This is a genomic window from Vibrio sp. 1CM8B (genome assembly GCF_023161685.1).
In the GTDB taxonomy this organism is placed as follows: Bacteria; Pseudomonadota; Gammaproteobacteria; order Enterobacterales; family Vibrionaceae; genus Vibrio; species Vibrio coralliirubri.
Genome location: NZ_JALNTU010000012.1, coordinates 1 through 19316, shown reverse-complemented (window position 1 = coordinate 19316; position 19316 = coordinate 1). Strand labels below are relative to the sequence as shown.

The following is a 19316-nucleotide window of genomic DNA, read 5'->3' as shown; positions in this document are numbered from 1 at the left end:
TGACAAGGAGTCACCATGACGCCCGATCTACTCTTTAAATCACTTTGGGACGATTACATTCACAGGCTTTGTCCATCGGCTGAGAAAGTGCATCACTTGCTGAAAGAAGACGAAGCGCTGATTAATGATCACATTGCACTGCGAACTTTCAATGTTGCTCCTTTGGGTATTGAAACATTAGCGAAGCCTTTCCTAGAGTTAGGCTATAAAGCGTGTGGCGACTACTTGTTTGAGAGCAAGAAGTTGGTGGCTAAGCATTACGAGCACCCAGATCCAAAACAACCAAAAGTGTTCATTAGTGAATTGAAGGTAGAAGAGTGTTCAAGTGACCTACAACAGATCGTTGCTAAGTTGGTTGAGCAAGTGGATGCAAGCAAGCTTCAAGGTCATGAGTTCTTGTTTGGCGGTCGTCTTTGGGATTTGAGCTTCGCTGATTTTCAAGTACTAGCGAAAGAGAGCGAATACGCGTCTTGGCTAGCGGCTCATGGATATGGTGCAAACCACTTTACGGTGAGTGTAAACCAGCTGAATAACTTCGATGAAGTGCAGGCGGTGAATGACTACTTGAGCGAGTCGGGCTTCACGATCAATGCATCTGGTGGTCAGGTTAAAGGCTCTCCAGAGGTCTTATTAGAGCAATCATCAACAATGGCAGACAAAGTCCCAGTTTCATTTGTTGAAGGCAATGAGATGATTCCTGGCGGCTTCTATGAGTTCGCTAAGCGTTATGCGATGGCCAACGGTGAGCTTTACACTGGTTTTGTTGCAGCATCGGCTGACAAAATCTTTGAGAGCACCAACGGTTAACAAAAGGTGCGAGCACGGACTTTGTCCTAGAGATTCGAGTACGCTTCGCTTCGAAGAAGTTTACAAATAGGATTTTGTGAGTTCTTCTCGTATCTGCTCTCTAGACCTTCAGAAAACAAAAAAGCCACCAAATTCGCATTTGGTGGCTTTTAAATTTTTGGGTCAGTTAACCGAGATTAACGAGTGCCGTATACTACGATAGTTTTACCGTGTGCAGAAATTAGGTTCTGCTCTTCTAGCATCTTCAAGATACGACCAACTGTCTCACGAGAACAACCAACGATCTGGCCAATCTCTTGACGAGTGATCTTGATTTGCATGCCGTCAGGGTGAGTCATTGCATCTGGCTGTTTCGCTAGGTTTAGTAGCGTTTGAGCGATACGACCTGTTACGTCAAGGAACGCTAAGTCACCAACCTTTTGGCTAGTTACTTGTAGACGGTTTGCCATTTGCGCTGAAAGGCGCATTAGGATATCTGGGTTCACTTGGATAAGTTGACGGAATTTCTTGAAAGAAATTTCAGCTACTTCACAAGGAGATTTAGCACGAACCCAAGCAGTACGCTCTTGGTCTTCTTCGAACAAGCCAAGCTCACCGATGAAGTCGCCTTGGTTTAGGTAAGAAAGAATCATTTCCTTACCTTCTTCGTCTTTGATAAGAACTGCCACAGAACCTTTAACGATGTAGTACAAGGTTTCTGCCTTTTCACCAGCATGAATCAAAGTACTTTTTGAAGGGTACTTATGAATATGACAGTGTGAAAGGAACCACTCTAATGTTGGATCGGTTTGAGGTTTACCTAGAACCATAATATCTCACTTCCTCTGCAGGGTATGCTTGCCGCTTTCCGTATTTTAGCTAAGCCTGGATTGACTTGTAGGATAAGAGCACTCGTTGAGTGCTGCAAGCTATCTTGTGTTTCGTTTAAGAATAGTATCCTTTTTCAGGTACTATTTCTTGATTTTAATCGTGACCAAGCTACGATTTTTTACGCAAAATTGTGCACATGATCACGGTATGAAAAGTAATCAACCAGAATGTCGTTTTGTTAACCTATTTTTCCGGTTTCGATGAGTTGTTGCAGGATTGGCCTCACAATGAGCTCCATAGCAAAACTCATCTTGCCGCCTGGCACCACTAGCGTGTTATGACGAGACATAAACGAGCCATCAATCATAGCCAGAAGGTAGGGGAAATCGACGTTTTTGATGCCACGCAAACGTATAACTACGAAGCTTTCGTCTAAACTTGGAATCCCTTTGGCGTTGAGTGGGTTCGATGTATCTACGGTTGGAACACGCTGAAAGTTGATATGAGTACGCGAAAATTGCGGGGTAATGTAGTTAAGATAATCATCCATTGAACGAACAATGGAGTCCATTACTGCTTCGCGTGAGTGGCCACGATCGCGGGTGTCACGAACGAATTTTTGAATCCACTCTAGGTTTACGATAGGTACCATGCCGATCAGCAAGTCGACGTGTTGAGAAACGTTAATGTCGCCATCAACCACACCGCCGTGCAGGCCTTCGTAAAACATCACATCGGAGTTTTCAGGGATCTCTTGCCATGGCGTGAAGGTGCCCGGCATTTGATTGTAAGGTACGGCTTCATCGAAGGTGTGTAGGTAGCTACGTACTTTACCTGTACCTTCGTTACCGTATTTACGGAAGAACTCTTCTAGCGCACCAAAGTCGTTGGCTTGTGGACCAAAGTAGCTGATGTGCTTACCTTGCTCGCGCGCTTTACGGATCTCGACATCCATCTCTGGGCGAGTGAAGCGATGGAAACTATCCCCTTCAACCCAAGCTGCCTTCACGTCCATCATATTGAACATTTTACGGAAGGCTTCTGAGGTGGTGGTGGTGCCGGCTCCAGATGAACCCGTCACCGCAATAATTGGATGTTTAGCGGACATGACAACCCTTGTCTTTTGAGTAACTTACTTGTTAGCAATCGTTTACCACTATAACACGGCTCCTTTAGGAGCGCAGCTTAGAAGCGTTTTGTGACCTGAATATCAACGGTTTCATGGAGCTCAGAAAACACGATGCTGACTTCTCCTGAAGCTAATTGATGTTTCACTTGGTCAATCTTGTTTTGCAGTGAAACCTCTACGTCGCCGTAGTCTGTGCCTTCACGCAGCACGAACTCTTTGATGAGGTTTTCCAGTGTCTCTGGCGCAATGTCTTGCCATGGGATGATCATAAATACTTCTCTCTTTTATGTTCATAAATAGGTTTATTGATGTAGAAATGCGTGTGCTTAGTAATGTTTTGCTTCTATTTACTAAGGCTCGGTCATTATGCCGAATCTTGGATACTTTCATAGTAGGCAGGCAAGGCTTCTTCTAGCCAAAACCTTGGCTTGAGTGTGCTGCCAGTAATAAACCCAACATGGCCGCCTTTTTGGAACAGTCGATAATCGATGTTATCGGGCAGAACGAACTTTGGGATCACATCATCGGTCATGAAAGGGTCGTCTTTGGCATGAATGATCTGAGTCGGCAGTTTAATCTTATTGAGCTTAGGCAGAGCAGAACATTGCGCATAATAATCTTGGGCATTTTTGAAGCCGTGCAGAGGTGCAGTGATTCGTTCATCAAACTCATACAGTTTGGTGATGTTCTTGATGGCTTCAGCGGTGATGCCAAGTTTTTCCTGTAGCAGGTTAACCTTTTTTAGCGCATTCGATTTTAGAGAGTTGAGCAGGTACTTCTTATAGAGTTTGGAGAAACCACGCTCAATGCGACTAGAGCAACACGCTAAGTCAAAAGGAGCAGATACGATGGTCGCCGCCGACAGCAATGGGTCGTCTGCGTACTCAGCCAAATAGTTCGCCAGCATGTTTCCACCTAAAGATATGCCAACCGCAACCTTAGGGTTATTCGGAAACTGGGCGTGCAGGTGTCTTAGGAAAAAACGCGCATCTTCGACTTCACCTGAATGGTAAGCGCGAGCCAGGCGATTGGGTTTTCCGCTGCAGCCTCTGAAGTGCATCATCACGGACAACCAACCATCTTTAGCAAACGCATTCATTAGTCCGTTGGCGTAAGGGCTCTCAAAGCTACCTTCTAAACCGTGGAATAGAACGAATATCGGCTTGCTACTGCGATCATCATTATTTGAGGTGCCACCGTCTGGTGATTCGCTCCAAGCAAGGTCAACAAAGTCACCATCGGGTGTTTCTAAGGTTTGCCAGTGAGGATGAAACAGCGCCTGCTTTCTAATAAACCGTGGCACTAAGGTTTGTAAGTGCGGATTAGAGAGACCAGCAGCTGCGGTAAATATTGTCATAAAAACGATCCATGCTTCTTTTACGGGTTTTGATAACGTGTTGAGCTTGTAACGAAACGCCCACGTTTTTATTTGAGCTTGGTTGATTCTTGGCATAAGCGCAAGGCTTTCACTTATACGAGATTCAAAAACAGGCTGTAGGTAACCGGTTGAATAATATCAAGGTTAAGCTTGGATCTTGATTGAATAAAAAGGAAAGAGAACGAGCTAGGGCTGTGGTGCTGGTTCAGAAAAAGCGTCGTAGAGGTTTTCTGCCCCTAATAAACGACAGTACTGAAAAGCGAGCGGTGATTGCTGATTAGCGTACAGTTGTAGGGAGTTAATACAGTCGACAAGATCGGATTGTTGTTGCTTCTCAAGCTGTAACTCAAACTGCAAGGCTTCACGGTATAGTGAGTCGACAACGTGCGCTTTGAGATGTTTACGCAGCTCTCTATAACTATGAAGCAGGGTTTCAGAGCGGCTCAAGCACTGTTGAACCTTGTGCCACTCTTCTTCAGCAAAAGACAATTGCTGCTCATCAAGCCATTTGAGAAGCAGCAGTAGATTGACGTTGCCGTGAAACTGGTTTTGCAAAGCTAGGCACGCATCCTTTACACCGCGCACACTGTAATACTGAAGGCTAAATTGCCATAGTCGTTCCAGTGTTAGTGATATTGGGGCGTGCTCTGGGCTCATAAGCTATCCATATCCTGTTCCATCTGCTCAAGCTCTTCTTGAGTGGACATCCAATCCATTTCAACTTCTTCTAGCTGTGACTTACTGCTCGCTTGGAGAGCGAGTACTTTATTCAGTTTAGCCTTATTTTCAGCTTCATACAGTGAAGTGTCGGATAATTCTTGCTCAGCTTCTTCAAGAGCCTGCGTTAATTTATCCATCTGCTTTTCATATTGAGTGAGCTTTTTACGAAGTGGTGCCGTCAGTTTACGGAACTCGGCTTCTTTTCGTTTCTGCTCTTTTTTCGCTGCTGCACTGTTGGCGCCGTCTTTGGCTGGTGCCAATGCTTGTGCTTCTTTGCGCTCAACTTTCTGCTGTTCGGTTAGCCACTTGTAGTAATCGCTTAAGTCACCATCAAACGGTGCTACTTGGCGGTCGTGTACAAGGTATAAATCATCGGTAGTCGCACGTAGTAGGTAACGGTCGTGCGATACGATAACCATTGCGCCTTCAAACGTCTGCAGGGCAAAAGTCAGAGCCTGACGCATATCGAGATCCAAGTGGTTGGTTGGTTCATCGAGTAGCAACAGGTTTGGCTTTTGCCATACCAGTAGCGCTAATACTAAACGCGCTTTTTCACCACCTGAGAAGGGGGCCACTTTATCGAGTGCTTTTTCGCCTTGGAAACCGAAGCTACCTAGGTAATCACGCAGTTGTTGCTCGGTGTGTTTCGGGGCGATCTGCATCATGTGTTGCAGCGGTGTTTCTTCTGGGTGCAGAGTTTCTAACTGGTGCTGTGCAAAGTAACCAATCTTAACGCCTTGCGAATAACTCAGTTCACCGCCTTGCTGTTTCAGTTCTCCAGAAAGCAGTTTAATCAGTGTTGATTTACCAGCACCATTTCGACCAAGTAGACCAATACGGCTACCCGGTACTAGATTCAAGCGAATCTTCTCTAGAATCAGGTTGTCATCGTAACCTGCAGAGACCTCGTCCATCATCATGATTGGGTTTGGTAGTGCGTCTGGTTCTCTAAACTCAAAGCTGAATGGGTTATCAAACTGAGCAGGTAGCACTTGTTCCATTTTCTCCAACGCTTTAATACGGCTTTGCGCTTGGCGAGCCTTTGACGCTTTGTAACGGAAACGGTCAATGTAGCTTTGCATGTGAGACATCTGTTTCTGCTGCTTTTGGTACATCGCTTGTTGCAGAATCAGTTTTTGCGCTCGTTGTGTTTCGAACGATGAGTAGTTACCCGTGTATTCATTGAGCTGCTGATTTTCAACGTGCACGATGCGGTTGACGATAGGGTCTAAGAAGTCTCTATCGTGCGAGATAAGTACTAGTGTGCCCGGGTAGCTTTGTAACCAACGTTCTAGCCACATTACTGCGTCTAAATCCAAGTGGTTGGTCGGTTCATCGAGTAGCAGTAGGTCACTGCGACACAGTAGGGCTTGCGCTAGGTTCAAACGCATACGCCAACCACCTGAGAACTGAGTCAGGTTCCATGTCATTTGTTCTTGGCTAAAGCCTAGGCCATCCAGTAACTCGGCAGCACGTGCCTTGATACTGTAACCACCAATGGTTTCAATCTTGCCGTGGATCTCTGCTACCAATGTGCCGTTGTCGGCTTGTTCAGCTTTCTCTAGTTGATCTTCAAGGCCGCGGTATTCACGGTCGCCATCAATCACGTATTCAATTGCTGTTCTTTCTAATGCAGGTGTTTCTTGAGCAACCCAAGCCATTTCCCAATGGGCTGGTTTACTGAATGAACCTGCATCAATAGACAGTTCGTCCTTAATTAAGGCGAATAGCGTAGATTTACCACAGCCGTTTTTACCAACCAAACCGATCTTGTCGCCAGGGTGAAAAGTCGCAGATGCTTGGTCGAGGAGTGGCTTACCGCCGCGTAGCAATTGAATATCAGAGAAAGTAATCATAATTGAAATAGCATAGAAATTAGAGGTGAACAGACGCCTGCATAGTAGGCTGAAACCAGATAAAAGTCGATCACAATGCAATTTGCGTTATGATGCCAATAACATATTAATAACTTTTGCTTAAATTCTTGTGGCCTTGCCACCGTTTAGCCCTCAAAGGAATGTTTCAAAGGAATGAGTAATACTCCCTCGACAGACAAAGTCGTGCCAAAGGTGTTGATCATCTACGCACACCCAGAGCCGCAAACCTCTATTGCTAACCAGATGATGGTTAAGAAGGTAGAGTCGCTCGGTCATGTCAAAGTTCATGATCTCTACGCCATCTACCCAGACTTCTTTATCGATGTGCCTTATGAGCATGAATTGCTCCTTCAATACGATGTGATCGTGTTTCAGCATCCTCTGTTCATGTATTCCTGCCCTTCATTATTAAAAGAGTGGTTTGATCGCGTGTTAGGCAAGGGTTTTGCGTTTGGTGAGCAAAGCGCGCTTAAAGGCAAACACTGGCGCAGTGTGATTACTACCGGCGGTAAAGAAGAGGCGTTTGGTGCCGCAGGCTATAATAAATATCCATTACAAGAGATCTTGCAACCATTCGAGCTTACCGCTGCTTTGTGTCAGATGAATTGGATATCCCCTTTGGTTTTACACTGGGCACGAAATGTTACCGATATGACGCGTTACCAACACGCCGAAGCGTATCGAAACTGGTTGCGAGACCCGCTACAAGATATAGGAGCAGATGATGGCTCTGACTAATGATTTTCTACAAAGTAGCGTTATATTTTTAGCGGCTGCTGTGGTTGCGGTTCCTATCGCACAGCGCGCCGGTTTGGGTTCAGTACTCGGTTACTTATTAGCGGGTGTGGCAATTGGCCCATGGGGGCTGGGCTTAATCAGTGATGTAGAGGCGATTCTACACTTCTCCGAATTCGGGGTGGTACTACTGCTCTTCCTGATTGGTCTCGAACTTAACCCGAAAAAATTGTGGCAGATGCGAGCCCCCATTCTCGGATTGGGCGGCGCGCAAGTGCTGATCACCACTCTAATTATTACCGCCATCGCCTGTCTATTTGGATTAACCTGGCAAACCAGTCTCGTGATAGGTATGGGTTTGGCGCTGTCTTCGACTGCGATTGCCTTGCGTGTTATTGAAGAGCGAGAGCTCGGCGGCAAAGAAGCAGGGCAGTCGGGCTTTGCAGTACTGCTTTTCCAAGATATCGCTGTTATTCCAATGCTAGCAATGTTGCCTCTACTTGCGGGTAATACTGGCGGTAGCTGGGCTGACATGCTGTGGATGCTGGGTGGCGTGATTGGCCTGCTGGTCGGTGGTCACTTCTTGTTGAGACCACTGTTCCGATACGTAGTGATGAGTGGTGTGCGTGAGTTATTCACCGTCGCGGCGCTGTTACTTGTGATTGGTATTGCTGTGATCATGCAACAGATTGGCTTATCGATGGCATTAGGTACCTTCCTTGCGGGCGTACTTCTTGCTGAAAGTGAATATCGACACGAGCTTGAGATCGCGATTGACCCATTCAAAGGGTTATTGCTTGGTCTGTTCTTTATCTCGGTTGGTATGGCGGTAAACCTAGGTTTATTGGCAGAAAGCCCATTCGCGATACTGATTGCTGTATTGGCCCTAGTGGTGTTGAAAGGCCTAGTGCTGTACGCGTTGGCTCGTATCTTTGGTACTCAGGCTAAAGCGCGTAGTCGTATGGCGATGATTCTCAGTCAAGGTGGTGAGTTCGCTTTCGTTATTTTTACTGCGGCGAGTGCTCAAGGCATCTTAAGTGGCGAACAAGTGTCGTTCTTACTGGTAGTGGTGAGTCTATCTATGGTGACTACGCCATTGATGCTTAAGCTGCAAGATAAGTTCTTTGCTCGTCAACTGAACCAAATCAGCGAAAGTGCGATGTCTTCGGATGTGGTCGATCGCAGCCCTCGAGTGATCATTGCTGGCTTTGGTCGTTTCGGTCAGATCATTGGTCGCTTGATGTACGCCAATAAGATTCGTATTACCGTTCTTGAGAGTGATGCCAGCCAAATCCATATCCTGAGAAAGTTTGGCTACAAAGTATTTTACGGAGACTCGACTCACCTAGAGCTATTACGCGCAGCCGGTGCTGATAAAGCAGAAGCGATTGTGCTGTGTACGGACTCCCCTGATGAAATCATGAAAACCGTCGATTTATGTAAGCAGCACTTCCCACGCTTAAAGATCTTGGCGCGTGCACGAAGCCGTGTTGAAGCGTATCAATTACTTAACCACGGTGTGAGTAACTACTCTCGTGAAACCTTCCTTGGAGCATTGGATTTAGGTCGTCAAACATTGACTGAACTTGGCATGCATCCATATAAAGCGAAGCGAGCAGAAGCACACTTTAGAAAGTTGGATAATGGTATGCTGAAAGAGCTGTTGCCTCAGCATAACGAAGATGCCGAGTTAGCCCAAAGAGCGAAAGAGGCTCGTAAAGAGCTTGAAGAGATCTTTGGACACGAGATGGAAAACGATCACCAATCTCGAAACTATTGGCAGTAGCTTGAAGTGATAACTCATGCTTGAGCTTAGAAATGAAGCTTGGGCATAGAAATCACAGACTAAAGAACCAATCTAATAATAAACGCGGTCTCTGCTTAACTTCTCAATAAAGTGGGTGGGAAGAACTGCGAATCCAGAGTAGTAAAGGATATGAACGTGAAACAGAAAAAACGCTTTATCGCAGGGGCAAGCTGCCCAAGTTGCAACACTCAAGACACACTCCGTTGGTGGATTGAAAACAATATCGAGCTGGTGGAATGTGTCGATTGTGACTTCTCAGAACAGCGTAAACCGAAAACTGTAGAGAAATCTGAACACGCGAATCAAGAAATGATCGGTATTTTTAAGCCAGAATGATTGAGTTTCGTTAATTGATCCCCATAATATCCCGGTACAGAATTTTTCCTAAGCTCAACTGTTCGAGCTTAGTCCAAACCTCCTTGGAGCTCTCATGAAAATTGAAAAGAACGTAGTAGTTAGTGTTGCATATCAAGTGAAACTTGAAGATGGCGTAGTAGTTGACCAATCAACTGCAGAAGCTCCACTAGATTACCTTCACGGTCACAACAACCTAATTACAGGTCTTGAAAAAGAGCTTGAAGGCAAAGTAGCTGGCGACAAGTTCTCTGCAACTGTTACTCCAGAAGACGCATACGGCGAGCACAATGACGCACTAGTTCAACGTGTTCCTGCTGACGTATTCCAAGGTGTTGAGCAAATCGAAGTTGGCATGCGTTTCCTAGCGGATACTGACCAAGGTCCAATCCCAGTTGAAGTTACTGAAGTAGATGGCGACGAAGTTGTTGTTGATGGTAACCACATGCTAGCTGGCCAAACTCTAACGTTTGACGTTGAAGTTGTAGCGGTTCGTGAAGCGACTGAAGAAGAAGTTCAACACGGTCACGTACACCAAGAAGGCGGCTGTGGCGGTCACGACCACGATCATGACCACGAAGGCGGTTGTTGTGGTGGCGAAGGCCATGACCACGGTGAAGAGAAAAAAGACGGCTGCTGCGGCGGCGGTAGCTGTGGTTCTCACTAATACCGAATTAACGGTGTAGTTTAAGAATCTTGAAAGCCTCCCTTGTGGAGGCTTTTTGCGTTTAGGAGTCTCGCATTTATCTACTGAGCCAAGCATTCGGAAAAAAGTTTGGTTTTCGCTATCAGACATAGAACGATGGATGTGATATTGATAGCACAACATTATAAGACGACGTCAGTGGGGAGTTTGTATGTCACAGCCTTTTTCAATTGCCATTCATGGTGGTGCAGGCACCATCTTGCGCGAGCAAATGAGCGATGAATTAAAAGCGGGTATTACCGAGGCTTTGGAAAAATCGGTTTTGGCTGGTTATCAAATATTGCAATCGGGTGGTGATGCTCTGGACGCGGTAGTGGCATCGGTTAAGGTGATGGAAGACAGCCCGCACTTTAATGCAGGTAAGGGCTCTGTTTTAACGCATGATGAATTTGTTGAGATGGATGCTTCTGTGATGCACGGCCGCGAAATGGATGCGGGTGCTATTGCAGGGGTTCGCCATATCAAAAACCCAATTGAGCTTGCGCGTGATGTGATGCTGAAAAGCGACCATGTGTTGCTGATTGGTGAAGGTGCCGAGAAGTTTGCGTTTGAGCATGATTACACCTTTACCGAGCAAGACTACTTCTTTACTGAGCGCCGCTATGACCAACTTCAGTCGATGAAAGAGAAAGGCATCTTTGCTCTGTCTGAAGCGAAATATGATGAACAGCAAGCTGAGAAATACCCTGACGATAAAAAGTACGGCACGGTTGGTGCGGTCGCATTAGACCAAGCGGGTAACTTAGCGGCAGCAACCAGTACCGGTGGCGTGACCAATAAGAAATACGGTCGTGTGGGTGACTCTCCGATCATTGGTGCAGGAACCATCGCTGAAAATGGCAACGTTGCCGTCTCAACAACCGGGATGGGTGAGTTCTTCCTACGTAAAATGGTCGCCAGTGATGTCGCAGCACGAATGCGTTATCTGAAAGAAGATGTGCACACCGCTTGTGAAACGATCATTCAAGGTGAATTGAAAACCATGGGTGGAGAAGGCGGCTTGATCGCTATCGATGGCCAAGGCGATATTCATTTTGGTATGAACAGCTCAGGAATGTATCGTGCAAGTGTTGATACTCAAGGTCGTGTTGAAGTGAAGATTTATGCCGATGATTAAATTGGTATCGGCTTAATTGGCTTTATTTAGCTTATTTGGTCAGATGAAATAAACAAAAGGGCGACAGATAAGTATCTGTCGCCCTTTTAGTTTTCTATGTCTCGTTCTGAAATGTGTTTACACATTGAGGACGAGAAACTAACGATATGCGTCGCTAGAAACAATTCGTAATTTTGACCCGCACCTAATAGTGTGGAGGTGGCGTCTCTTCTGATGCGTCAGCTAGATTAGAGCCATCCATATTTTTCACTTTGCCAACCACGAACTTCATCTGGTCTTGCATTCTCGTGATCAACATTTGTTGTTGGCTAAGCGCTTCATTGAGTTCTTCAATGGTCTGTTCTTGGAAAGCTAGCTGACACTCTAGGTCATTTACGCGGCTTTCTAGTTGTTCAACTCGCTTTTCTGTCATCGTTCTTAATCCACATTCCAAGCTTGGGCAATGCCCGCAGAGGTGCCCGATATCACACGGTTCTTATCATCAAAGGCTGCATCATACACTACCGCACGAGGAGGGCGAGCATCTTTTAATGGCTCAGCATCGTGGCGAGAAATTCGCTTGCCATCCTGAGTATTCCACACACTCACTTGGCTGGATGGTGTGCCCGTCACCAACATACTGCCGTCATCAGAAAAGCGAGCACTCGAGAAAATCAACTGTCGAGACCAGCTTTGCAATTGCGCTTGAGGTTCGCCCGTTTCAAGATCCCAAATCATCGCTTGATTGCCGCCATCAGAGGTAAAAGCCAGTTCACCATCGCGTTGTAGCGCGACTCGTACTACTCTTTGTTCATGCTCAAAGGTGCGCAATACCAAGCCCGACTCGGTATCCCAAAGGTAGGCTTTGTAGTCGTTACCACCGGATAAGGCGTAGCGGCCATTGGATGAAAGGGACACAGAATTCACTTTTTCTCGGTGAGCGAGGAACTCAAGACGGCGTCCGGTGACTAAGTCCACATAGATGGCTTTGCCATTAGACAGGCCAAGTAAGACTTTTTCACCATTGCTGGATATGTCGACATCGCGAATCAAGCCGTCGGAGATAGACCATAGCCCTTGTGCTTGAGTCCAAGATAAGTCCCAAACGGCGAAGTTCATCTGGCTCGCGGTAATGGCAAAACGGCCATTGTCCGAGATACGGATACGCGATACTTGGTTTTCTAACTGGTCTTGTGGGCCAAGCTGAGCCAACTCTTGGTCTTCGGCGAGGTCCCAAAGGAGCAGTTGCTTTTGCTGAGAGTAGAGCAGGGCGAAGCGTCCATCTCTGCTGAGTGCAAAGCTGGTGGCACCATTGGGCTCAATTTCCCAACGCTGCTCATCATCTTGGAAGAAAAAGCAACCATTTAACAAGGTGATGACAATTGTACATAGCAATGAGTGGAAAAATATTCGCATCACATCTAATAATCCGGTTTGTGTCGAAAGACATATGACTAGTATATTGTTATAACTAACGTATTCACACCAATCTAATCATTAGATTTGTGCACAATAACCAATGGCTTGGCCATTAATTGGAGAATTCAATGAAATCAGTTTTAAAAGTATCACTGCTTGCCGCAACGGTTATGCTAGCAGTTGGTTGTCAGAAAGAAGAACCAAAGGCAGAAGCTCCACAGGTAGAAGAAGTTAAAGTTGAAGCAGTAAACTTTAAAACAGAAGATGACAAAGCGGCTTACGCAATCGGTGTATCTTTCGCTAACTACCTAAGCACAAGCATTGATAAGCCAAGCGAGCTAGGTATCAACCTAGACAAAGATATGGTTCTTCAAGGTATCGAAGACGTATTCGCAGAGAAAACAGCACTTAACGAAGAAGAAACTCGCGCAGCTCTTGAAGCTCTAGACAAGCGTGTTGCTGAAACGATGCAAGCACAAGCGGCAGAAAAATCTGCAGAAGTGAAGAAAGCCGGTGATGATTTCCGCGCTGAGTTCGCTAAAACTGAAGGCGTTAAGCAAACTGAATCTGGTCTACTTTACCAAGTAATGACTGCTGGTGAAGGTGCTTCTCCAAAAGACACTGATACGGTTCAAGTACACTACAAAGGTACGCTAACAGACGGTACTCAGTTCGATAGCTCTTACGATCGTGGCGAACCAGCAACATTCCCGCTAAACCGCGTAATCCCAGGTTGGACTGAAGGCGTACAACTGATGCAAGTTGGTTCTAAGTACAAGTTCGTTATCCCGCCAGAGCTAGCATACGGTGAGCAAGACACACCGACTATCCCTGCTAACTCAACGCTAGTATTCGAAGTTGAACTACTAAACATCGATAACGCTGAAGCAGCTCCTGCACAGTAATATTGGTTAAAAGCCTCGTACTAAAATACGTTGATTGAATAAAAAGCCTAACTTTGAGTTAGGCTTTTTTTATGATTTGAAGATGAGTATTTGATTTTTAAACTTGTTCTAAATCACTAGTTGCAATGTTAGCTAGGTGTGCAATTAAAATTTTCTGATAAACTTACATAAATTTGTTGATTTTTCACACGAAGGTAAGGAATAAGTGACTACTACAGAAACAGTCAATGCAGATGTGTTACTTGAAATGGAATCAGTCCACGTTATGCCATTCAGTGAACACGATAAAATCATTCTAAGATCTTATGAGGCCGTTGTTGACGGTATTGCGAGCCTTATTGGTCCGTTTTGTGAAATCGTTTTGCACTCTTTAGAAGACCTCAATACTTCTGCGATTAAAATTGCCAATGGCGAAAATACAGGTCGTCAGGTTGGCTCGCCGATCACCGATCTTGCATTGAAAATGCTAAAAGATATTGAAGGTTCTAAGCGTAACTTCTCACGTTCATACTTCACTCGCGCTAAAGGCGGAGTGTTGATGAAGTCGATCACGGTTGCTATCCGCAACGGTGAAGACCGAGTGATTGGCCTGCTGTGTATTAACGTGAACCTAGACGCGCCATTCTCACAAGTACTGCAATCGTTCATGCCTACGCAAGACGCAGACGAAGCCGCATCATCGGTTAACTTCGCTAGTGACGTTGAAGAACTTGTCGACCAAACGGTTGAACGCACCATTGAAGAAATTAACGCTGACAAATCGGTATCGAACAATACGAAGAACCGTCAGATCGTGATGGAGCTGTACGACAAAGGTATTTTCGATATCAAAGACGCGATTAACCGCGTTGCTGAGCGACTGAACATCTCTAAGCACACCGTGTACCTATACATCCGTCAACGTAAAACAGAGGATGAAGAGGGTTGCTAAGCTATACACTCCTAGTGAATGGGCCTGTCTACGGCTCACAGTCAGCAAGAAGTGCCTACCAGTTTGCCGTGGCTCTGATTAAACAGGGCCACAAACTTCACAGTGTGTTCTTCTATCAAGATGGCGTCAGTAACGGCTCAGACCTTACCGTACCGGCTAACGATGAATTTGATTTAGCTTCTGCTTGGCAAAAGCTGGCTGATGAACTCGATGTTAGCCTTGAAACCTGTGTGGCAGCTGCGCTAAGACGCGGAGTGATTAGCTCTGAAGAAGCAGAGCAACATCAATTAAGTGCCTCTAACCTAGCCACGGGGTTTACTCAGGCCGGATTAGGGAGCTTATCGGAAGCGCTACTAACGCAAGATAGGGTTGTGCAGTTTTGAGAAAGTTAGCCTTTATATTTAACAGTTTCCCTCATACAACTGCTGCGGGTAGAGAGGGGTTAGACGCATTACTTGCTGCGTCCGCCTACAGTGACGATATCGCCGTGTTCTTTGTTGGCGATGGCGTGACACAGCTTCTCAAAGCGCAGCAGCCCGACGAAACACTATCGCGTGACTACATCTCCGCATTCAAACTTATGGACCTGTACGACATCGAACAGGTGTATGTGTGTCAGCGTAGTCTGAGTCAGTTTGGTCTTTCAGCAGACAACCTACTGATCGATGTGACCACCGTTGAAGCCGACGAGTTAACGCAGAAGTTAGCTCAGTGCCAACAGATACTGACTTTCTAGGGGACGCTATGCTTCATATCGTAAAATCAGTCGACAAACTGAAACTCGCATTGACCTATTCTCAGCCACAGGATCAGTTCCTTTTGGTGGAAGATGCGGTGTATGTTTGCCTTCCAAATCATGAGTTATTCACTCAAATCTGCGCAGTAGAGCAGGTGTCGGTGTTAAAACCAGATCTCGATAGCCGAGGTTTACAACTACTTGTCTCAAGTACCATTGATCAAGTTGACTTCGATGGCTTCGTTAAACTGACGGTTTTGAACGACAAATCAGTGACTTGGTAAGCGTGTTCTATCAGTTTGGTTAAAATTAGACCATCCTGAGCTCTAGACGGCTAAAAAAGATCTGTATATTTCTTGACACACCTCCCACTGCTGAATAGAATTTTGCGTCCCTAATTACGACTTGTGATTAGGGATAGATTTTTCACAAAGCTTACTTTCAAGTAAATTTCAGGAGCTAGTTAATGGCAACTATTAACCAGTTGGTTCGCAAGCCTCGTGTAAAGCAAGTTGTTAAAAGCAACGTGCCTGCACTAGAAGCGTGCCCACAAAAACGTGGTGTATGTACTCGTGTTTACACTACTACACCTAAAAAACCTAACTCGGCACTACGTAAAGTATGTCGTGTACGTCTAACCAACGGTTTCGAAGTAACTTCGTACATCGGTGGTGAAGGTCACAACCTTCAAGAGCACAGTGTTGTACTAATCCGTGGCGGTCGTGTAAAAGACCTTCCGGGTGTTCGTTACCACACTGTTCGCGGCGCGCTAGACTGTGCTGGCGTTAACGACCGTAAACAAGGTCGTTCTAAGTACGGTGTGAAACGTCCTAAGTCTTAATGCATTTTCTTTTTTAAAAGAAAGCGTTAAGTAAGGCCAAACACTATTTTATTTATTATTCTGAAAAGTTTTGGAAAAAACCTGAAGAAGACAACGGAGAATATCCATGCCACGTCGTCGCGTAATAGGTCAGCGTAAGATCCTTCCAGATCCTAAGTTCAAATCTGAATTGCTGGCAAAATTCGTTAACATCCTTATGGTTGACGGAAAGAAATCTACTGCAGAAAAAATCGTTTACACTGCACTAGATTCAATGGCTGAGAAGTCTGGTAAAGACCACTTAGCTGTATTTGAAGAAGCTCTTGAAAATGTTCGCCCAGCGGTAGAAGTTAAATCTCGCCGTGTAGGTGGTTCAACTTACCAAGTACCTGTAGAAGTTCGTCCGGTTCGCCGTAACGCTCTTGCTATGCGTTGGGTAGTTGAAGCTGCGCGTAAGCGTGGTGAAAAATCTATGGCTCAACGCCTAGCTGCTGAAATGCTAGACGCGTCTGAGAACAAAGGTACTGCGGTTAAGAAACGTGAAGACGTTCACCGCATGGCTGACGCAAACAAAGCGTTCGCACATTACCGTTGGTAATACCTTTTTAGTGCTGCAAGGTTCCTTGCAGCACTTCTTTAGTTCCTATGCTTATGCTAGGAACTATTGCTATTTCTAGGGCAAGCAATTTTTAGCGAAGCATCGCTTTTAACGCATAACCTAGACATAGCAATAGTCCCTAAGTCTCTAATAAGAGGATTCAACCGTGGCTCGTAAAACTCCTATAGAGCAATACCGTAATATCGGTATCGTTGCTCACGTAGATGCAGGTAAAACAACCACAAGTGAACGTATTCTGTTCTATACCGGTCTTTCTCACAAAATCGGCGAAGTTCACGATGGTGCAGCAACCATGGACTGGATGGAGCAAGAGCAAGAGCGCGGTATTACGATCACTTCAGCAGCAACCACTACGTTTTGGCGTGGTATGGAAGCTCAGTTCTCGGACCACCGTATCAACATTATCGACACTCCTGGGCACGTTGACTTCACAATTGAAGTAGAACGTTCTCTACGTGTACTTGATGGTGCAGTTGTTGTGTTCTGTGGCTCATCTGGTGTTGAACCTCAGTCAGAGACAGTATGGCGTCAAGCTGATAAGTACCAAGTTCCACGTATGGTTTTCGTTAATAAAATGGACCGTACCGGCGCAGACTTCTTGCGCGTAGTTGAACAAATCAAGGACCGCCTAGGCGCAACTCCTGTTCCAATTCAACTGAACATTGGTGCTGAAGAAAACTTCCAAGGCGTTGTCGATCTTATCAAGATGAAGGCAATTAACTGGAACGAAGCTGACCAAGGCATGACTTTCACATACGAAGATATTCCTGCAGACATGCAAGAAATGGCTGAAGAATATCGTACAGAACTTGTTGAAGCTGCTGCAGAAGCAAATGAAGAGCTGATGGATAAGTACCTTGAAGAAGGTGAACTAACAGAAGCTGAAATCAAACAAGGTCTTCGTACTCGTACCCTTAATAATGAAATCGTACTTGCTACTTGTGGTAGTGCATTCAAAAACAAAGGTGTACAAGCTGTTCTAGATGCAGTTGTTGATTTCCTTCCTTCTCCAGTCGATGTACCTGCAATTAAAGGTATCGATGAAGATGAGAACGAAGCAGAGCGTCACGCAGACGACAAAGAACCGTTCTCAGCGCTAGCATTCAAGATCGCAACAGACCCATTCGTTGGTACTTTAACTTTCATCCGTGTTTACTCTGGTGTTGTTGAAAGCGGTAAAACAGCTTACAACTCTGTGAAGAAACAACGTGAACGCTTAGGTCGCATTGTTCAAATGCACTCAAACAAGCGTGAAGAAGTAAAAGAAGTACGAGCAGGTGACATCGCAGCCATCATTGGCCTGAAAGATGTGACTACTGGTGAAACCCTTTGTGACCAGAATCATAAGATTGTTCTTGAGCGCATGGAGTTCCCAGATCCAGTTATTCAGATCGTTGTAGAGCCAAGCTCTCAAGCTGATCAAGATAAAATGACTATCGCTCTAGGTAAACTAGCAGCGGAAGACCCATCGTTCCGCGTTGATATGGATGCGGAAACTGGCCAGACTCTGATTTCTGGTATGGGTGAACTACACTTAGATATCATCGTTGACCGTATGAAGCGCGAATTTAGCGTGAACTGCAACGTTGGTAACCCGCAAGTGGCTTACCGTGAGACTATTCGTGGTACTGCGAAAGCGGAAGGTAAATTTATCCGTGAACATGGTGGTAAAGGTCAGTACGGTCACGTATGGCTGAAACTGGAACCATCAGAAGCTGGCGAAGGCTTTGTCTTTGTGGATGAAATTGCCAATGGTATCGTACCTAAAGAGTTTATCGCTTCAGTGGCTAAAGGCGTTGAAGAGCAGATGAACAATGGTGTGCTTGCTGGCTATCCAGTTTTGGATATCAAAGCTACACTATATGATGGTTCTTACCATGAAACAGATTCAAGTGAGATGGCGTTTACAATCGCTGCCTCTATGGCTTTCAGAACGGGTGCACTTGAAGCGCAACCGGTTCTGCTTGAGCCTATGATGAAAGTTGAAGTAACTACTCCAGAAGACTGGATGGGTGACGTTGTTGGCGATATTAACCGTCGTCGCGGCATCATCGAAGGTATGGACGAGGGGACAGCTGGCCTGAAGATAATTCGTGCACAAGTTCCGTTGTCTGTCATGTTCGGTTACGCAACTGATTTACGTTCTGCGACACAAGGTCGTGCTTCTTACTCTATGGAGTTTAGTGAGTACGCCGAAGTGCCTAACAATGTTGCAAAAGCAATCATTGCAGAGCGTGGTTAAACAAAAGGAAGGCATTTTTTTTCATTTTTTGAAAGAACAATGCGTCCAAATATTGCGCTAACGAGAGTTGGCGCATAAAATAGCAATTTCTGGCGCGTCTCGCTCAATAATGAACGTGGCGAATCATAACTAGGAAGGAACACGATTGTGTCTAAAGAAAAATTTGAACGTACGAAACCGCACGTAAACGTTGGTACTATCGGCCACGTTGACCACGGTAAAACA

General features: G+C 45.6%; 22 protein-coding genes. 14 read left to right on the top strand and 8 right to left on the bottom strand.

What is annotated here, in order from left to right; all coding sequences use genetic code 11:
* Positions 1–15: 15 nt before the first annotated feature.
* A complete protein-coding gene (locus MSG36_RS18915) occupies positions 16–807 on the top strand; it encodes a DUF1338 domain-containing protein (RefSeq protein ID WP_050619815.1) in 792 nt (263 codons plus the stop codon).
* Positions 808–983: 176 nt separating this feature from the next.
* Here MSG36_RS18915 and crp read toward each other — a convergent pair whose 3' ends face one another.
* The 6 genes from crp to MSG36_RS18885 form a co-directional block, all read right to left on the bottom strand.
* Positions 984–1616 (bottom strand): cAMP-activated global transcriptional regulator CRP, encoded by a 633-nt coding sequence (gene crp, locus MSG36_RS18910; protein WP_004729651.1) that lies wholly within the window; start codon positions 1614–1616, stop codon positions 984–986.
* Between the two features lie 239 nt (positions 1617–1855).
* Entirely contained in the window at positions 1856–2725 is an 870-nt protein-coding gene (locus tag MSG36_RS18905) for a phosphoribulokinase (protein ID WP_010435210.1), read from the bottom strand.
* A gap of 77 nt (positions 2726–2802) precedes the next feature.
* Positions 2803–3015 carry a YheU family protein gene (locus MSG36_RS18900; RefSeq protein ID WP_010435208.1) on the bottom strand — a complete coding sequence of 71 codons (213 nt, stop codon included), beginning with the start codon at positions 3013–3015 and terminating at the stop codon, positions 2803–2805.
* Positions 3016–3110: 95 nt separating this feature from the next.
* Positions 3111–4103 (bottom strand): hydrolase, encoded by a 993-nt coding sequence (locus tag MSG36_RS18895; RefSeq protein WP_248369291.1) that lies wholly within the window; start codon positions 4101–4103, stop codon positions 3111–3113.
* Between the two features lie 207 nt (positions 4104–4310).
* Positions 4311–4781, bottom strand: coding sequence for a TIGR02444 family protein (locus MSG36_RS18890; RefSeq protein ID WP_048605369.1), 471 nt, complete (start codon positions 4779–4781; stop codon positions 4311–4313).
* Positions 4778–6700: an ABC transporter ATP-binding protein gene (locus tag MSG36_RS18885; RefSeq protein WP_248369289.1), complete on the bottom strand. Its 1923-nt coding sequence runs from the start codon at positions 6698–6700 to the stop codon at positions 4778–4780. Before MSG36_RS18885 ends, MSG36_RS18890 begins: the two co-directional genes overlap by 4 nt.
* A gap of 174 nt (positions 6701–6874) precedes the next feature.
* Between MSG36_RS18885 and kefG the strand changes: the two genes are divergently transcribed.
* The 5 genes from kefG (at position 6875) to MSG36_RS18860 (ending at position 11440) form a co-directional block, all read left to right on the top strand.
* Positions 6875–7459 (top strand): glutathione-regulated potassium-efflux system ancillary protein KefG, encoded by a 585-nt coding sequence (kefG, locus tag MSG36_RS18880; RefSeq protein WP_017061111.1) that lies wholly within the window; start codon positions 6875–6877, stop codon positions 7457–7459.
* Complete coding sequence (gene kefB, locus MSG36_RS18875) at positions 7446–9242, top strand: glutathione-regulated potassium-efflux system protein KefB (protein ID WP_050647111.1); 1797 nt, start codon at positions 7446–7448, stop codon at positions 9240–9242. Before kefG ends, kefB begins: the two co-directional genes overlap by 14 nt.
* A 156-nt stretch (positions 9243–9398) precedes the next feature.
* Positions 9399–9599, top strand: a complete 201-nt coding sequence (locus MSG36_RS18870; RefSeq protein WP_004737184.1) for a YheV family putative zinc ribbon protein — start codon at positions 9399–9401, stop codon at positions 9597–9599.
* 94 nt (positions 9600–9693) lie between these two features.
* Positions 9694–10284 (top strand): peptidylprolyl isomerase, encoded by a 591-nt coding sequence (gene slyD, locus MSG36_RS18865; RefSeq protein WP_017061108.1) that lies wholly within the window; start codon positions 9694–9696, stop codon positions 10282–10284.
* 190 nt (positions 10285–10474) lie between these two features.
* Positions 10475–11440: an isoaspartyl peptidase/L-asparaginase gene (locus MSG36_RS18860; protein ID WP_048612352.1), complete on the top strand. Its 966-nt coding sequence runs from the start codon at positions 10475–10477 to the stop codon at positions 11438–11440.
* A gap of 184 nt (positions 11441–11624) precedes the next feature.
* On the opposite strand, the gene MSG36_RS18855 is transcribed toward MSG36_RS18860, so the two are convergent.
* Together MSG36_RS18855 and MSG36_RS18850 are read right to left on the bottom strand one after the other, a co-directional pair.
* On the bottom strand, positions 11625–11852 hold the full coding sequence (locus MSG36_RS18855; RefSeq protein WP_009848930.1) for a SlyX family protein: 228 nt from the start codon (positions 11850–11852) through the stop codon (positions 11625–11627).
* 5 nt (positions 11853–11857) lie between these two features.
* Positions 11858–12835: a PQQ-binding-like beta-propeller repeat protein gene (locus MSG36_RS18850; RefSeq protein ID WP_017063707.1), complete on the bottom strand. Its 978-nt coding sequence runs from the start codon at positions 12833–12835 to the stop codon at positions 11858–11860.
* Positions 12836–12966: 131 nt separating this feature from the next.
* Here MSG36_RS18850 and fkpA point away from each other — a divergent pair, with 131 nt between their 5' ends.
* From fkpA to fusA, 8 genes are all read left to right on the top strand, one after another.
* On the top strand, positions 12967–13743 hold the full coding sequence (gene fkpA, locus MSG36_RS18845) for an FKBP-type peptidyl-prolyl cis-trans isomerase (RefSeq protein ID WP_017061105.1): 777 nt from the start codon (positions 12967–12969) through the stop codon (positions 13741–13743).
* Between the two features lie 205 nt (positions 13744–13948).
* A complete protein-coding gene (locus MSG36_RS18840; protein WP_004729851.1) occupies positions 13949–14674 on the top strand; it encodes a transcriptional regulator in 726 nt (241 codons plus the stop codon).
* A complete protein-coding gene (gene tusD, locus MSG36_RS18835) occupies positions 14668–15057 on the top strand; it encodes a sulfurtransferase complex subunit TusD (protein ID WP_248369287.1) in 390 nt (129 codons plus the stop codon). The genes MSG36_RS18840 and tusD overlap by 7 nt, the downstream gene beginning before the upstream one ends.
* The gene (tusC, locus tag MSG36_RS18830) at positions 15054–15410 is read left to right on the top strand and encodes a sulfurtransferase complex subunit TusC (protein WP_146492449.1); all 357 of its coding nucleotides are present in this window, start codon (positions 15054–15056) and stop codon (positions 15408–15410) included. Before tusD ends, tusC begins: the two co-directional genes overlap by 4 nt.
* A gap of 8 nt (positions 15411–15418) precedes the next feature.
* Positions 15419–15694 carry a sulfurtransferase complex subunit TusB gene (tusB, locus tag MSG36_RS18825; protein ID WP_016790847.1) on the top strand — a complete coding sequence of 92 codons (276 nt, stop codon included), beginning with the start codon at positions 15419–15421 and terminating at the stop codon, positions 15692–15694.
* A gap of 182 nt (positions 15695–15876) precedes the next feature.
* On the top strand, positions 15877–16251 hold the full coding sequence (gene rpsL / locus MSG36_RS18820) for a 30S ribosomal protein S12 (RefSeq protein WP_004737194.1): 375 nt from the start codon (positions 15877–15879) through the stop codon (positions 16249–16251).
* Positions 16252–16357: 106 nt separating this feature from the next.
* Entirely contained in the window at positions 16358–16828 is a 471-nt protein-coding gene (gene rpsG, locus MSG36_RS18815) for a 30S ribosomal protein S7 (RefSeq protein WP_010435163.1), read from the top strand.
* Between the two features lie 166 nt (positions 16829–16994).
* On the top strand, positions 16995–19091 hold the full coding sequence (fusA, locus tag MSG36_RS18810) for an elongation factor G (protein WP_017061101.1): 2097 nt from the start codon (positions 16995–16997) through the stop codon (positions 19089–19091).
* Positions 19092–19316 lie beyond the last annotated feature (225 nt).

What these genes read in the sequence shown, in the direction of transcription:
- MSG36_RS18850 (WP_017063707.1), bottom strand. Translation starts at nt 12,835, where the DNA reads ATGCGAATATTTTTCCACTCATTGCTATGTACAATTGTCATCACCTTG.
- MSG36_RS18885 (WP_248369289.1), bottom strand. Translation starts at nt 6,700, where the DNA reads ATGATTACTTTCTCTGATATTCAATTGCTACGCGGCGGTAAGCCACTC.
- rpsG (WP_010435163.1), top strand. Translation starts at nt 16,358, where the DNA reads ATGCCACGTCGTCGCGTAATAGGTCAGCGTAAGATCCTTCCAGATCCT.
- slyD (WP_017061108.1), top strand. Translation starts at nt 9,694, where the DNA reads ATGAAAATTGAAAAGAACGTAGTAGTTAGTGTTGCATATCAAGTGAAA.
- fkpA (WP_017061105.1), top strand. Translation starts at nt 12,967, where the DNA reads ATGAAATCAGTTTTAAAAGTATCACTGCTTGCCGCAACGGTTATGCTA.
- crp (WP_004729651.1), bottom strand. Translation starts at nt 1,616, where the DNA reads ATGGTTCTAGGTAAACCTCAAACCGATCCAACATTAGAGTGGTTCCTT.
- kefG (WP_017061111.1), top strand. Translation starts at nt 6,875, where the DNA reads ATGAGTAATACTCCCTCGACAGACAAAGTCGTGCCAAAGGTGTTGATC.
- MSG36_RS18895 (WP_248369291.1), bottom strand. Translation starts at nt 4,103, where the DNA reads ATGACAATATTTACCGCAGCTGCTGGTCTCTCTAATCCGCACTTACAA.
- MSG36_RS18855 (WP_009848930.1), bottom strand. Translation starts at nt 11,852, where the DNA reads ATGACAGAAAAGCGAGTTGAACAACTAGAAAGCCGCGTAAATGACCTA.
- tusB (WP_016790847.1), top strand. Translation starts at nt 15,419, where the DNA reads ATGCTTCATATCGTAAAATCAGTCGACAAACTGAAACTCGCATTGACC.
- MSG36_RS18900 (WP_010435208.1), bottom strand. Translation starts at nt 3,015, where the DNA reads ATGATCATCCCATGGCAAGACATTGCGCCAGAGACACTGGAAAACCTC.
- rpsL (WP_004737194.1), top strand. Translation starts at nt 15,877, where the DNA reads ATGGCAACTATTAACCAGTTGGTTCGCAAGCCTCGTGTAAAGCAAGTT.
- MSG36_RS18905 (WP_010435210.1), bottom strand. Translation starts at nt 2,725, where the DNA reads ATGTCCGCTAAACATCCAATTATTGCGGTGACGGGTTCATCTGGAGCC.
- MSG36_RS18915 (WP_050619815.1), top strand. Translation starts at nt 16, where the DNA reads ATGACGCCCGATCTACTCTTTAAATCACTTTGGGACGATTACATTCAC.
- MSG36_RS18890 (WP_048605369.1), bottom strand. Translation starts at nt 4,781, where the DNA reads ATGAGCCCAGAGCACGCCCCAATATCACTAACACTGGAACGACTATGG.
- kefB (WP_050647111.1), top strand. Translation starts at nt 7,446, where the DNA reads ATGGCTCTGACTAATGATTTTCTACAAAGTAGCGTTATATTTTTAGCG.
- MSG36_RS18860 (WP_048612352.1), top strand. Translation starts at nt 10,475, where the DNA reads ATGTCACAGCCTTTTTCAATTGCCATTCATGGTGGTGCAGGCACCATC.